The organism is Pseudomonas schmalbachii (genome assembly GCF_017589465.1).
Lineage (GTDB): Bacteria > Pseudomonadota > Gammaproteobacteria > Pseudomonadales > Pseudomonadaceae > Pseudomonas > Pseudomonas schmalbachii.
In genome coordinates this window covers 222,873-236,376 of sequence record NZ_JAELYA010000006.1, presented here as the reverse complement: position 1 = coordinate 236,376, position 13,504 = coordinate 222,873, and the positions used below count along the sequence as shown (strand labels likewise).

The 13,504-nt window shown below is 67.8% G+C and carries 9 protein-coding genes; 5 read left to right on the top strand and 4 right to left on the bottom strand.

Annotation, left to right across the window (positions count from 1 at the left end; translation table 11 throughout):
* Positions 1–193: 193 nt before the first annotated feature.
* On the top strand, positions 194–2,092 hold the full coding sequence (locus JFY56_RS16605) for a sigma-54-dependent Fis family transcriptional regulator (RefSeq protein ID WP_208315005.1): 1,899 nt from the start codon (positions 194–196) through the stop codon (positions 2,090–2,092).
* Between the two features lie 219 nt (positions 2,093–2,311).
* Here JFY56_RS16605 and JFY56_RS16600 read toward each other — a convergent pair whose 3' ends face one another.
* From JFY56_RS16600 to JFY56_RS16590, 3 genes are all read right to left on the bottom strand, one after another.
* Positions 2,312–3,472 carry an iron-containing alcohol dehydrogenase gene (locus tag JFY56_RS16600; protein ID WP_208315004.1) on the bottom strand — a complete coding sequence of 387 codons (1,161 nt, stop codon included), beginning with the start codon at positions 3,470–3,472 and terminating at the stop codon, positions 2,312–2,314.
* A gap of 262 nt (positions 3,473–3,734) precedes the next feature.
* On the bottom strand, positions 3,735–5,129 hold the full coding sequence (locus JFY56_RS16595) for an aldehyde dehydrogenase family protein (RefSeq protein WP_208315001.1): 1,395 nt from the start codon (positions 5,127–5,129) through the stop codon (positions 3,735–3,737).
* A gap of 211 nt (positions 5,130–5,340) precedes the next feature.
* Positions 5,341–6,708 carry a glutamine synthetase family protein gene (locus JFY56_RS16590; RefSeq protein ID WP_208314999.1) on the bottom strand — a complete coding sequence of 456 codons (1,368 nt, stop codon included), beginning with the start codon at positions 6,706–6,708 and terminating at the stop codon, positions 5,341–5,343.
* Between the two features lie 337 nt (positions 6,709–7,045).
* Between JFY56_RS16590 and mpl the strand changes: the two genes are divergently transcribed.
* The 4 genes from mpl (at position 7,046) to JFY56_RS16570 (ending at position 12,824) form a co-directional block, all read left to right on the top strand.
* Positions 7,046–8,398, top strand: coding sequence for a UDP-N-acetylmuramate:L-alanyl-gamma-D-glutamyl-meso-diaminopimelate ligase (gene mpl, locus JFY56_RS16585; protein WP_208314997.1), 1,353 nt, complete (start codon positions 7,046–7,048; stop codon positions 8,396–8,398).
* A 3-nt stretch (positions 8,399–8,401) separates the two neighbouring features.
* On the top strand, positions 8,402–9,031 hold the full coding sequence (gene ubiX, locus JFY56_RS16580; protein ID WP_208314995.1) for a flavin prenyltransferase UbiX: 630 nt from the start codon (positions 8,402–8,404) through the stop codon (positions 9,029–9,031).
* 58 nt (positions 9,032–9,089) lie between these two features.
* Positions 9,090–9,377: a YceK/YidQ family lipoprotein gene (locus JFY56_RS16575; protein ID WP_208314991.1), complete on the top strand. Its 288-nt coding sequence runs from the start codon at positions 9,090–9,092 to the stop codon at positions 9,375–9,377.
* Positions 9,378–9,494: 117 nt separating this feature from the next.
* On the top strand, positions 9,495–12,824 hold the full coding sequence (locus tag JFY56_RS16570; RefSeq protein ID WP_208314989.1) for an autotransporter family protein: 3,330 nt from the start codon (positions 9,495–9,497) through the stop codon (positions 12,822–12,824).
* A 37-nt stretch (positions 12,825–12,861) separates the two neighbouring features.
* Here JFY56_RS16570 and JFY56_RS16565 read toward each other — a convergent pair whose 3' ends face one another.
* On the bottom strand, positions 12,862–13,503 hold the full coding sequence (locus tag JFY56_RS16565; protein WP_208314987.1) for a Rossmann-fold NAD(P)-binding domain-containing protein: 642 nt from the start codon (positions 13,501–13,503) through the stop codon (positions 12,862–12,864).
* Position 13,504 lies beyond the last annotated feature (1 nt).

Genomic DNA, 13,504 nt, shown 5'->3' with positions numbered 1-13,504 from the left:
ACTTCTGGGAAATCCCGGAGGCGGCGCTGTAGCGGGGCTGGGACAGTGCCGGGTGACAGTTTGTACCGTTTCCGTGACAGTCCTGACCTGACGGTCGGGCGAACATTGCAATGCATCCGGACTCGGAGGATGCTGCGGAAACCGAGTCGGAACTTGCCTGAAAAATCCGACCACGTTGCGGAGAACAAGAACAATGAGCGCGAACGACTTGAGTCGCCACGCCCGCCAGGTCATGACCGTGGCCCAGGGCCAGTTGCAGGCCAGCGGCCCGGCGGCCGATCCCTCCATCGCCCGCTCCTGGCTGCGCTGCCTGGAGCAGTACCGTCTCGATCCGTCGCAAAGCAGGGCGCCGGTCGTGCTCGAACACGCACGCATGCTCGAATGCCGCGAGCGCCTGCAGCAGGTGCTGGAAATCGCCAACGGCGAGATGACCAGCCTGCACCAGCAGCTCGCCGGCGCCGGCAACGCGGTGCTGCTCACCGACTCGCGCGGGGTGATCCTCAACTGCGTCAACGATGCCGCCGACCGCCGCACCTTCGAACAGGCCGGCCTGTGGCTCGGCGCCGACTGGAGCGAGCCGCACGAGGGCACCAACGGCATCGGCACCTGCCTGGTCGAGCGCCAGGCGCTGACCATCCACCAGGACGAACACTTCCGCAGCCGCCACACCGGCCTCACCTGTTCCGCCAGCCCGGTATTCGACCCGCACGGCGATCTGCTGGCGGTGCTCGACGTCTCCGCCGCGCGCCGCGAGGTGTCGCGGCAGAGCCAGTTCCACACCATGGCGCTGGTCAACCTGTCGGCCAAGACCATCGAGAGCTGCTACTTCCTCCGGCGCTTCGAGGACCAGTGGCTGCTGCGCTTCCATCTGCAGCCGGAGTCGGTCGGGCTGTTCAGCGAGGGCCTGGTCGCCTTCGACGGTGACGGACGCATCCAGGCGGCCAACCAGAGCGCGATCAACCTGCTCGGGCGCAACCGCGAAAGCCTGGTCGGACGCTCCGTGGAACACTTCTTCGACTGCCGCCTCGACGACCTGCTGGCGCGCGCCCAGGTGCAGCCGGCGGCGAGCTGGCCGTTGCGCACCCAGTCCGGGCGGATGGTCTACGCGCTGCTGCGCGGGCAGCCGCGCAGCGTGCCGGTCCCGGTGGCGGTGGCGAAACCGCTGGCGCCGGGGCTGTGCCTGGGCGATCCGCAACTGGCCAACGAATTCCGCCGGGCGCTGAAGGTGTATGCCCATGACGTGCCGCTGCTGCTGCACGGCGAAACCGGCTCGGGCAAGGAAGCGATGGCCAAGGCTGTGCACCAGGCCGGCGAGCGTGCCGGCAAGGCGTTCGTCGCACTGAACTGCGCGGCGATTCCGGAAAGCCTGATCGAGAGCGAACTGTTCGGCTATCGCGGCGGCAGCTTCACCGGCGCGCGCAAGGAAGGCATGCGCGGCAAGCTGCTGCAGGCCGACGGCGGGACCCTGTTCCTCGACGAGATCGGCGACATGCCGCTGGCCCTGCAGACCCGCCTGCTGCGCGTGCTCGAAGAGCGCCAGGTGGTGCCGCTGGGCGACGGCGTGGCGCAAGCGGTCGACCTGCGCCTGATCAGCGCCACCCACCGCAACCTGGCGGAACTGGTCGCCGCCGGCACCTTCCGCGAAGACCTCTTCTACCGCCTCAACGGCCTGGTGCTGGAACTGCCGCCGCTGCGCGAGCGCGAGGACAAGGCCGATCTGCTCGACCATCTATTGTGCGAGGAGTCCAGGGGCCGCCCGCCGCTGCTCGACGAGGATGCGCGGCGACAACTGCTCGCCTATGCCTGGCCGGGCAACGTGCGGCAGCTGCGCAACGTGCTGCGCACGCTGGTGGCGCTGTGCGAGGACGGGCGGATTCGCCTGGGCGACCTGCCGGCGGAGATTCGCCAGGCCGTTCCGCAGACGGCGCAGAAACCTGCCGCCGACCCGCTGCTGAACGCCGAACGCACGGCATTGCTGGCGGTGCTGGAAGGCCAGCGCTGGCACATGAGCCGGGTGGCGGAGCAGCTGGGGATCAGCCGGAATACGTTGTATCGGAAGTTGCGCAGGCATGGGATAAGCCGCGCGGTGTGACGGTTCACGAACCCTGTAGGAGCCAGCTTGCTGGCGATCAACCGTGCCAATCGGCTGCTCCATGATTGCCGGTGGCTCTGGGATCGCCAGCAAGCTGGCTCCTACAGAAAAGCGTCCGGCTTCTGTGCCTTCAATCGATGGGTATCGCTTCGCTCAACGCCATCCTACGGAGTCGGCTTTTGTAGGATGGCGTTGAGCGAAGCGATACCCATGCGGTTTTCAAATCCTCCCCGCCATCGCCGCCGCAAATATCCCCGCCGCATCCGCCTCGTCCAACGGCCGTGGATTGCCCCCGGCGGACGGATCGACCACCGCCATCTTCGCGATCAACTCCGCCTGCGCATCGTCCACCCCAAGCTCGGCCAGCGTATGCGGCACGCCGATCTCTGCGCGCAGCTCCAGGACGAAATCGAGGAACGCCTCGAACCCCGGCGGCAGCAGTCCGAGATAGGCGGCCACGCGGGCGATCTTGTCCTCGATAACCGGACGGTTGAACTGCAGCACATAGGGCATGAACACCGCGTTGGTCATGCCGTGGTGGGTGTCGTACAGCGCGCCGACCGGGTGCGACAGCGCGTGCATGCCGCCGAGGCCCTTCTGGAAGGCGGTGGCGCCCATGGCGGCGGCGGCGAGCATGTCGGCGCGGGCGTCGAGGTCGTCCGGGGTATGTACTGCGCGATTCAGCGCGCCGGCCACCAGGCGCATGCCTTCCAGCGCGATGCCGTCGGCCAGCGGGTGGAAGCCGGGTGCGCAGTAGGCTTCCAGGCAGTGGGCGAAGGCGTCCATGCCGGTGCCGGCGGTGATCTTCGCCGGCATGCCGACGGTGAGCGCCGGGTCGCTGATCACCACCTTCGGCATCATGCCCGGGTGGAAGATGATCCGCTTGGTGTGGGTGCGGTTGTCGGTCAGCACGCCGGCGCGGCCGACTTCCGAGCCGGTGCCGGCGGTGGTGGGGATGGCGATCACCGGGGCGATGGCGCTGGCGTCGGCGCGGGTCCACCAGTCGCCGATATCCTCGAAGTCCCACACCGGGCGCGTCTGGCCGCTCATGAAGGCGATCAGCTTGCCCATGTCCAGTCCGCTGCCGCCGCCGAGGGCGACCACGCCGTCATGCTGGCCGGCGCGGTAGGCCGCGAGTCCGTCCGCAAGATTGGCTTCCACCGGGTTGGGCTTGAGATCGCTGAACAGCGCGACGCCGAACCCGGCCTCCCGCAGCGAGGCGAGGATGTCGGCGGTCATCGGCGCGCTGGCCAGCCCGCGGTCGGTGACCAGCAGCGGGCGCTGGATGCCCTGGGCGCGGCACAGTTCCGGCAGTTCCCTGATGCGCCCGACACCGAAGCGGACGGCGGTGGGGTAGGTCCAGTTGGCGGTTTTGGTCATGGGGTCATCCCGTTGGTTCTGTGGTATTGGCGCAGCTGCTTCTCCCTCACCCTAGCCCTCTCCCCAAGGAGAGGGGACTGTTCAGTGTTGCCGGTTGGCACGGCATTCATCCCGACGCCGATCTGCCCCCTCTCCCTCCGGGAGAGGGCTGGGGTGAGGGAATCCCAACGCCGCCGTTCCCGTAGGAGCGGGCCATGCCCGCGATATGGCGTGGCACGAATTTTTCGCGGGCATGGCCCGCTCCTACAACGGCAGCCTCCGGTCATAACTCATGACGCAAATGGAACGACTTTGGCCTCGTCAGGCATTCGTAGCCGACCGGCGACAGGGTGGCGCCGTGGCCGCTGTGTTTCACGCCGGTCCAGGCCAGCGCCGGGTCGAGGTAGTCGCAGCGGTTCATGAACACCGTGCCGGTGGCCAGCGCATCGCCGATGCGTTCGGCGGCGGCGAGGTCGCGGGTCCAGATCGATGCGGTGAGGCCGAAGGGGCTGTCGTTCATCAGGGTGATGGCGTGTTCCTCGCTGCACACCGGCATGATGCCGACCACCGGGCCGAAGCTTTCCTCGCGCATCACCGCCATGTGGTGATCGACGTCGACCAGCACCTGCGGCGCCAGGTAGGCGCTGTCCGGCGGCATGGCGGCGAAGCCCTTCGGGTCGACGAGCGCCCGTGCGCCCTGCGCCTCGGCGGCGGCGATCTGGCCGCGGACGAAGGCGGCGGCCTTCGGGTTGACCAGCGGGCCGAGGGTGGTGGACTGGTCCAGCGGGTTGCCGAGCACGTACTGGCGGGTCAGCGCGGCGAAGGCTTCGATGAATTGCGGGTAGACCGCCTTGTCCACGTAGATGCGCTCGATGCCGCAGCAGCTCTGCCCGGAGTTGAAGAAGGCGCCGTCCACCAGGTTCTCCACCGCGTGGCCGAGGTCGGCGTCGGCGCGCACGTAGGCCGGGTCCTTGCCGCCGAGTTCCAGGCCGAGGCCTATGAACTGGCCGACGGCGGCCTCCTGCATGGCCTGGCCGCCGGCCACCGAGCCGGTGAAGTTGACCTGCTGGATGCGCCCGGAGCCGATCAGCGTCGCCGTCTGCTCATGGTCGAGCACCAGGTTGTGGAACAGCCCGGCGGGCAGTTTTGCCTGCTGGAACGCCTCGGCGAAGCGCTCGCCGACCAGCAGGGTCTGGCTGGCATGCTTGAGCAGCACGGCATTGCCGGCCATCAGTGCGGGGATCACCGAGTTCACTGCAGTCAGATAGGGGTAGTTCCACGGCGCGATGACCAGCACGGTGCCCAGCGGTTCGCGGCGCACGTAGCGGCGGAAGCCGGGCTTCGGTCCCGGATCGATGTCGGCCAGGACGGCGGGCGCGAGGTCGATCATGTAGCGCGCGCGTTCGGCAAAGCCGCGCAGCTCGCCGGCGCCGTAGCGCACCGGGCGACCCATCTGCCAGGCCAGTTCGGGGACGATCTCGTCGCTCATCGCCAGCATGGCGTCGACCGCCGCGTTGCAGAACGCCGCGCGTTCCTCCAGCGGTCGCCGGCGCCAGGCGCGCTGGGCCTGCTCGGCCTCGTGCACGGCGTGGTCGATGGCGACGGTGTCGCTGTACGGCCGCTCGGCATAGGTGCTGCCGTCGACCGGGGAAATCAGGCGGATGATGCTGTCGCTCATGCGTATCCCCCTTCGATCGATTGTTTGGCGGGTTGCACCCGCCCTACGTCGATTACCTGTAGGAGCCAGCTTGCTGGCGATCGACCGTGCCAGCCGATTGCCGTGCGATTGCCGGTAAATCCGGGATCGCCAGCAAGCTGGCTCCTACGAAGAGCAATGTGCTCCGGCCTTGCGTGCCCTACGAATTGTGACCCGGAAGTCGATCATTTGCTCAATACCGCTCGAAGCCCCGGCGCAGTTCCCAGTCGGTGACGCGCCGGTCGTATTCCAGTTGCTCCCAGTTGGCCGTGTGCAGGTAGTGGGCGACCACTTCGTCGCCGAAGGCCTGCTTGAGCATCTTCGAGCCCTTCAGCGCGGTGGTGGCGTCGCGCAGGGTCTTGGCCACTTCCGGCAGGCGGCTGTTCTGGTAGGCGTCTCCTTCATAGGGTTTGCCCAGTTCCAGCTTCTCGTCGATACCCGCCAGACCGGCGGCAATCAGCGCGGCGTAGGCCAGGTAGGGATTGAGGTCGGCGCCGCCGATGCGGCATTCGATGCGCACCGCCTTGCCGCCCTCGCCGCACAGGCGGAAGCCGGCGGTGCGGTTGTCGCGGCTCCACACTGCGCGGGTCGGAGCGAAGGTGCCGACCTGGAAGCGCTTGTAGGAGTTGATGTACGGCGCGAGGAAGTAGCTGATGTCGCGGGCGTACTTGAGCTGCCCGGCGACCCACTGGCGCATCAGCGCGGACATGCCGAACTCGGCCCTGGCGTCGTGGAACAGCGCCTTGGTGCCCTTCACGCTCCACAGCGAGTTGTGGATATGGCAACTGGAGCCGGCCAGGTCGTAGCGCCACTTGGCCATGAAGGTCAGCGCCTTGCCGTGCTGCATGGCGATTTCCTTGCAGGCGTGCTTGATGATGCTGTGGCGGTCGGCCATGGTCAGCGCGTCGGCGTAGACCACGTTGATCTCTTCCTGCCCGGGCCCCCATTCGCCCTTCGAGTTTTCCACCGGAATCCCCGCCGCCTGCAGGTTGCGGCGGATCGCGCGCATCACCGGCTCCTCGCGGATGGTCTGCAGGATGGCGTAGTCCTCGATGTCGTAGTTGGCGGTCTTCGGCTGGTGGTAGTTGCGCCGGTGGATCGACTCGTAGCTTTCGTCGAATACGTAGAACTCCAGCTCCGAGGCGAACATGCCCTTGTAGCCGCGCTCCTCCAGACGGGCGATCTGCCGCTTGAGGATGCCGCGCGGGCTGTGCGGCAGGTCATGGCCGTGGTGGTCCTGCACATCGCAGAGCACCAGCGCGGCGCCTTCCACCCAGGGCACCAGGCGCAGGGTGGACATGTCGGGCTTGAACACGAAATCGCCGTACCCCTTCCGCCAACTGGCGGCGGCGTAGCCGGGCACCGGCTCCATGTCGATGTCGTTGGCCAGCAGATAGTCGCAGCCGTGGGTTTCCTCGTGGGCCACATCGAGGAAGAACTCGACCTGGAAACGCTTGCCGATCAGCCGCCCCTGCATGTCGACGATGCAGGCGAGGACGGTATCGACGGTGCCGGCGGCGGCCAGCTTGCGCAGTTCGTTCAGGGTGAGGGGGGAAGTCATCCTTAAGTCCTCCACAAGGGCTGCGCCCGGGAACGCGCGCCGCAGCTGTTCGCCATCGCCCCGGGCGATTTCCGGACTGGCTGGGAAAAGCATTGAAAAGGCCGGGTTCAGGGCATGTATGGCGAAGAAACGGCATGCCTCCCGAATGCGCACGGGATGATGGAACTCTAGATCAGAATCCGCCGGGCGGCTGGCGGAGCGACCTGCACGGCGTCGCGGCTCGTGGCCCCCACGGAACCCTCGCCAGCCGCCGTCGTCTGATGCCTCCAGCCCCGCCGCCGGCAGGCGGCGCTGTGCTAATCTGCCGCCCATTCCACGCATTCCTGCAGGAGTCTGCATGCACATTCACGTTCTCGGCATCTGCGGCACCTTCATGGGTTCCCTGGCCGTGCTGGCCAAGGAACTCGGCCACCGGGTGACCGGTTCCGACGCCAACGTCTACCCGCCCATGAGCACCCAGCTCGAAGCGCAGGGCATCGAGCTGATGCAGGGCTACGACCCCGCGCACCTGGAGCCGGCGCCGGACCTGGTGGTGATCGGCAATGCGCTGTCGCGCGGCAACCCGGCGGTCGAGTACGTGCTGAACAAGGGCCTGCCCTACGTCTCCGGCCCGCAATGGCTGGCCGACCATGTGCTGCAGGGCCGCTGGGTGCTGGCCGCCGCCGGTACCCACGGCAAGACCACCACCAGCAGCATGCTGGCCTGGGTGCTGGAACATGCCGGCATGAGCCCGGGCTTCCTGATCGGCGGCGTGCCGCAGAACTTCGGCATCTCCGCGCGCCTCGGCGGCACGCCGTTCTTCGTGGTCGAGGCCGACGAGTACGACAGCGCCTTCTTCGACAAGCGCTCGAAGTTCGTCCACTACCGCCCGCGCACGGCGATCCTGAACAACCTGGAATTCGACCACGCGGACATCTTCCCCGACCTCGCCGCCATCGAGCGGCAGTTCCACCATCTGGTGCGGACCATTCCCGGCGAGGGCCTGATCATCCATCCCGAGAGCGAGGAAGCGCTCAAGCGCGTGCTCGGCATGGGCTGCTGGACTCCGGTGCAGACCACCGGCGCGGGCGGCCAGTGGCAGGCGCGCCTGCTGGCGGACGACGGCTCGCACTTCGAGGTGTCGTTCGACGGCCAGGTGCAGGGCACCGTGCAGTGGGAGCTGACCGGCCAGCACAACGTCGCCAACGCATTGGCCTGCCTGGCGGCGGCTCGGCATGTCGGTGTGGCGCCGGAACTGGGCGTCGCCGGGCTGTCCAGCTTCAAGAGCGTGAAGCGGCGCATGGAGAAGGTCGCCGAGGTGAACGGCGTGACCATCTACGACGACTTCGCCCACCACCCGACCGCCATCGCCACCACCCTCGACGGCCTGCGCAAAAGCGTCGGCGATGCGCCGGTGATCGCGATCATCGAGCCGCGCTCCAATTCCATGAAGCTCGGCGCGCACCGCGACGGCCTGCCGGACAGCGTGGTGCAGGCCGACCAGGTGTACTGGTACGCGCCGCCGAATCTCGGCTGGGACCTCGCCGCCACCGCCGCGCTGTGCACGGTGCCGTCGCAGGTCTGCGATTCGCTGGAGGCGATCATCGAGCGGGTCAGGGCGCAGGCCGCGCCGGGCACCCAGGTGGTGATCATGAGCAACGGCGGTTTCGGCGGCCTGCACGGCAAGCTGGCCAAGGCGCTGGAGGGCTGAGGCATGGCGGGCGCAGAACGTATCACGCTGGCCATGACCGGCGCCTCGGGTGCGCAGTACGGTCTGCGCCTGCTCGACTGCCTGGTGCAGGAAGACCGCGAGGTGCACTTCCTGATCTCCAAGGCGGCGCAACTGGTGATGGCCACCGAGACCGACGTGACCCTGCCGGGCAAGCCGCAGGCGATGCAGGCCTTCCTCAGCGAATACACCGGCGCCGCGCCGGGGCAGATTCGCGTCTACGGCAAGGAAGACTGGATGGCCCCGGTGGCCTCCGGCTCCGGCGCGCCGGCGGCGATGGTGGTGGTGCCGTGTTCCACCGGCACGCTGTCGGCAATTGCCACCGGCGCCTGCAACAACCTGATCGAACGCGCCGCCGACGTGGCGCTGAAGGAGCGCCGCCAGTTGATCCTGGTGCCGCGCGAGGCGCCGTACTCCAGCATCCACCTGGAGAACATGCTCAGGCTGTCCAACCTCGGCGCGGTGATCCTGCCGGCGTCGCCGGGCTTCTACCACCAGCCGCAGACGGTAGACGACCTGGTCGACTTCGTCGTCGCGCGCATCCTCAACCTGCTGGGCGTTCCGCAGGACATGCTGCCGCGCTGGGGCGAGCACCACATTGTCAGCGATGAATGAACACCCCGTAGGAGCGGGCCATGCCCGCGACCCGCAACGGCGCAGGAATTTCGCGGGCATGGCCCGCTCCTACGGATTCGCCGCACTGGCGGTGATGTTGAGCGGCTGCGCCACGGTGAAGACCCTCGATGCGAACAAGCCCGGCGCCCCGCTGATCTACGCGGGCACCCGGCTGGACTGGTATTCGCTGAACGGCGGCTGCTGTCCGAAGGACCGCTTCGGCGCCGAGGCGCCGGCTTATCCGGGCCTCGACCTGCCCGCCAGCGCACTGCTGGATACCCTGCTGCTGCCGTTCTCGGTGGCCGCCGAACTGGGCATCGGCCTGCAGGTGTGGGGCGGGTACTAGCCAGGGCGACATCCGGGATATCCCGCTACAGTCTTGCAGGGTAGGTAGCCATTCCCGGCGAAACCCTGTCATCGGACGCCGCCGGGCTGGCTTCCTCTTTCAGCCAAGGAGGTCCGCATGTCCAGCCGTCCCGCACTGCAACCGCATCCACTGGCACAGGCGATCCGCAGCCTGCTCGCCGGGTCCGCCATGCTGGTGTCCTGGCCCGCGGCGGTACAGGCCGTCGACCTGTCCTGCCGCAGCTCTCCGAGCACGACCGTCACGGTCAACTGTGGCGCCACGGTGCAATTGCAGAACGTCGATTCCACGGCGACGGACTTCCAACTGGTGAGCGGAACCGCCGTGGCTCCCCCATTGGGTAATGGCGTACAGGGCAACAACACGCGCAACTGGAACCTGACCAACATGGCCGGTGCCAGCATCGTCAGCGGTACCACCGGCACCAGCGATGGCGTATCGCTGAACTTCGCGGGTGCGACACTGCGCAACGATGGGGTACTGCGGGGCACCAACGTCGGGGCGAACTTCCTTCTCGGCGGTACCTTCATCCAGGGGGCGACCGGCAGTACCAGCGGACGACATGGCGTGCTCTTCACCGGCGGCGCCGTCGCTGGCAGCAATGCCGGCGTTATCAGCGCTTCCGAGCATGGCCTGTGGGCTCGAAATGGTGCCTCCGGCAGCTTCGACAATACCGGCGGCCGCATCGCCACGCTCGGCGGTGTGGCCGATCGGGCGGCCGTGCTGGCGCAAAGCGGTGCCGCGATCATCCTGCAGGGCGGCACCGTCAGTGCAACTGGCAAGGACTCCCGCGGGCTGTACGCGTCCGGATCGGCAACCACCCTGTCGAGCATCACCGCGACCGACGTGGCGATCGACACCAACGGCCAGGGGGCCATCGGTGTGCGCACCAATGCGCCTGCCTCCATCGTCCTGAACGATGTGACCATCGCCACCCAGGGCATCGATGCATCAGCGGTACTCGCCCAGCAGAACGGCACCATCGCCTTCACCGGTGGTTCCATAACCACTCAGGACTCCAAGGCCGATGGGCTGCTCGCGGTAGGCGGGGTCAGCGGGAAGAAGGGCGGAGCTCTCGTTGCGAGCGATGTGGACATCGAAACCTCCGGATTCAAAGCCAACGGTGCGCGGTCCGTCGGAGTAGGCGTAATGGCCGGGCCTTCCGCTCTGACGATGACGGGCGGTTCGGTGACCACCTTCGGGGAGCGCGGCTATGGACTGGTCTCTATCAACACAGCCTCGCTGCAGGCGAGTGATGTCAGCATCACCACCCATGGTTCTTTCAGCGGGGGTGCCACGTCCCAGGACGGCGCGCAGCTGACCCTCGATGGCGGCAGTATCGCCACCAGCGGAGAGGCAGCGGTGGGATTGTTCGTGACCAGCATACCGGCAGCGCAGATTGCCGATCCCACCGCTCTGCCGGATGAGGCCGCGCTGCATCCGGATGTGTCTGGTCCGGAAGATACGGCGCTGGAGGCAGTCTCCCCGCGTGTAGGGGCCTCCCTCACCGCCACCGGGGTGACGATCAGCACCGCCGGCGAGCGCGCGCACGGTGCGCTGGTGCGCGGCGCCAACTTCGTCACCCTGATCGACAGTTCGGTCACGGTGCAGGGCGCCGGCGCCAACGCGCTGCATTCCACCCTCTTCGATCCGGGTGCCAGCAGCGCCACCGTCCAGAACAGCACGCTCAGCTCCGTGCTGGGCGCCGGTATCGGCGTCGACGGCACCACCCTCGATGCCAGCCTGGGCGGATCGTCGCTGAGTGGCGGGGCGGCGCTGACCCAGGTCACCGGCAATGGCACCCTCAACCTGACCGCCAGCAACTCCACCCTGACCGGCGCGGCGCTCACCGAGGACGGCAGCACGACGAACCTGACCCTGGTGGACAGCGTCTGGAACCTCACCGGCGATTCCAGGCTGACCAGCCTGAACAACGACCCCAGCCTGATCGACTTCGCCGCGCCGGTCGGCGGCGTGCACAAGACCCTCACGGTGAACAGCTACACGGGCGATGGCGCCATCGTCCTGAACACCTTCCTCGAAGGCGACGGCTCGCCTTCGGACAGGCTGGTGATCGACGGCGGCACGGCCAGCGGCAGCAGCCAGCTGCGTATCCGCAATGCGGCGAACGCGGCCGGCGTGCTGGGGCGCGGCGCGCTGACCACCGGCAACGGCATCCTCGTGGTGGATGCGGTGAATGGCGGCACCACCGCGGCGACGGCCTTCAGCCTGGGCAACGAAGTGGTCGCCGGCCCCTACGAGTACACCCTGCAATGGGGCAGTCTCGACGGCAGCGATGGCGAGGCCTGGTTCCTGCGTTCCAGCCAGGTTCCGGTTCCACCGCAGCCGCCTGTTCCGCCACAACCGCCCGTTCCGCCCGTTCCGCCCGTTCCGCCCGTTCCGCCGGACCCGCCCGCGCCACCAGTGCCGAACTTCCGCAAGGAGACGGCGTTGTATTCGGCGATTCCGGCGCTGGGGCTGGTCTACAGCCGGGCCATCGTCGACACCCTGCATGAGCGGGTGGGGGAGGAGCGCCGGTCGGCAGGCGAGGCCCTGCCGGAGCAACAGGAAAACACCTACGGTCCATCGCTCGGCTGGGGCCGGCTGATCTATCGCAGCGGTGAGCGCGACAGCGGCAGCGGCCCGTTCACCGATTCGCCCGGATACAACTACGACCTGCACGGCTTCCAGGTCGGTCTCGACCTCTTCCGCCAGGAAGGCAGCGACGGCAGCCGCAATCAGGCGGGGTTCTCGCTGGCCATCGGCAACATCGACGGCGGCATCGACCACACTGATGGCCGCGCCGCTGGCGACGACACCCTGCGTGCCTACAGCGTCGGCGGATACTGGACGCATTTCGGCGCCGGCGGCTGGTATGTCGATGGCGTGCTGCAGCTCAATCGCTTCGATATCGAGGCCCAGCCGACCCGGCTCTCCAAGCTGGAAACCGACGGCTGGGGCTACAGCGCCTCGCTGGAGGCCGGCTATCCGTTCGCCTTCGAGCGGGATCTGCTGGTCGAGCCGCAGATGCAGCTGATCTACAGCTACATCGACCTCGACGACAGCGACGACATCGCCGCCGAGGTGCGCTTCGAGGATGTCGATTCACTGATTGCCCGCTTCGGCGTGCGGGTAGCCAAGGACTGGGCCACGGTCGGCAGCGACGGTCAGACCCGGCGCACCAGCGCCTGGATACGGCCGAGCGTGTGGCACGACTTCAAGGGCGAGCCGAAGACCGAGTTCTCGTCGGCCAATGGCTTCGTGCCCTTCAAGGGCGACATCGGCGGCAGCTGGGGCGAGGTGAATATCGGCGTGGACTACCAGGCCAACGCACGCACCACCTTCTACGTTTCCGCCGGCTACCAGCAGGACTTCGACGGCGATAGCCACGGCTACGAAGGGATGCTGGGAGCGAAGTTCGCGTTCTGAAGCGAGCGCCGGTGGACAGGATTGTCCGCCGGCCGGATCACTTGCCCAGCCGTCTCAGCTCCGCCGCTTCCACGATGCGCACGCCGCTGCCCTGTTCCAGCGCCAGGCGCCAGAGCGCGCGGGCGAGGGCGCAGGCCTCGATGCCGTGCAACTTGCCCGGCAGGATGCGGTGCAGGGGCGCCGCGAGCAGTTCGGAGAGGCGGATATCCGCGCGCTGGCCGAGCAACTGCGACGGGCGGGCGATGGTCAGTTGCGGCCAGCCCTGTTCGCGCAGCGCATCTTCCATCTCGCCTTTGATCCGGTTGTAGTAGGTCGACGACTTGCTGTCGGCGTCCACGGCGCTGACCACCACGTAATGCCGGGCGCCCAGCTCCAGGGCGCGCTTGCCCAGGGAAACCGGCACCTCGTAGTCCACCGCGAGGAATGCCTCGACCGAGCCGGCATCCTTGACCGTGGTACCGAGGCAGCAGAAGACCGTGTCGATCGGCGGGGTCAGGTGCGGAAGGAGGACCTCCAGGGTGCCAATGGGGTTCTCCAGGCGCGGATGCTCCGCCAGCGGCCGCCGGGCCGGTGCCAGTACGCGCTTGACCGTCGGCTCGTTGAGCATGCGGTCGAGCAGGTGTTCGCCGGTCAGTCCGGTTGCGCCGGCGAGAAGTACGTGAGTGGGGGTTGAAGGCATC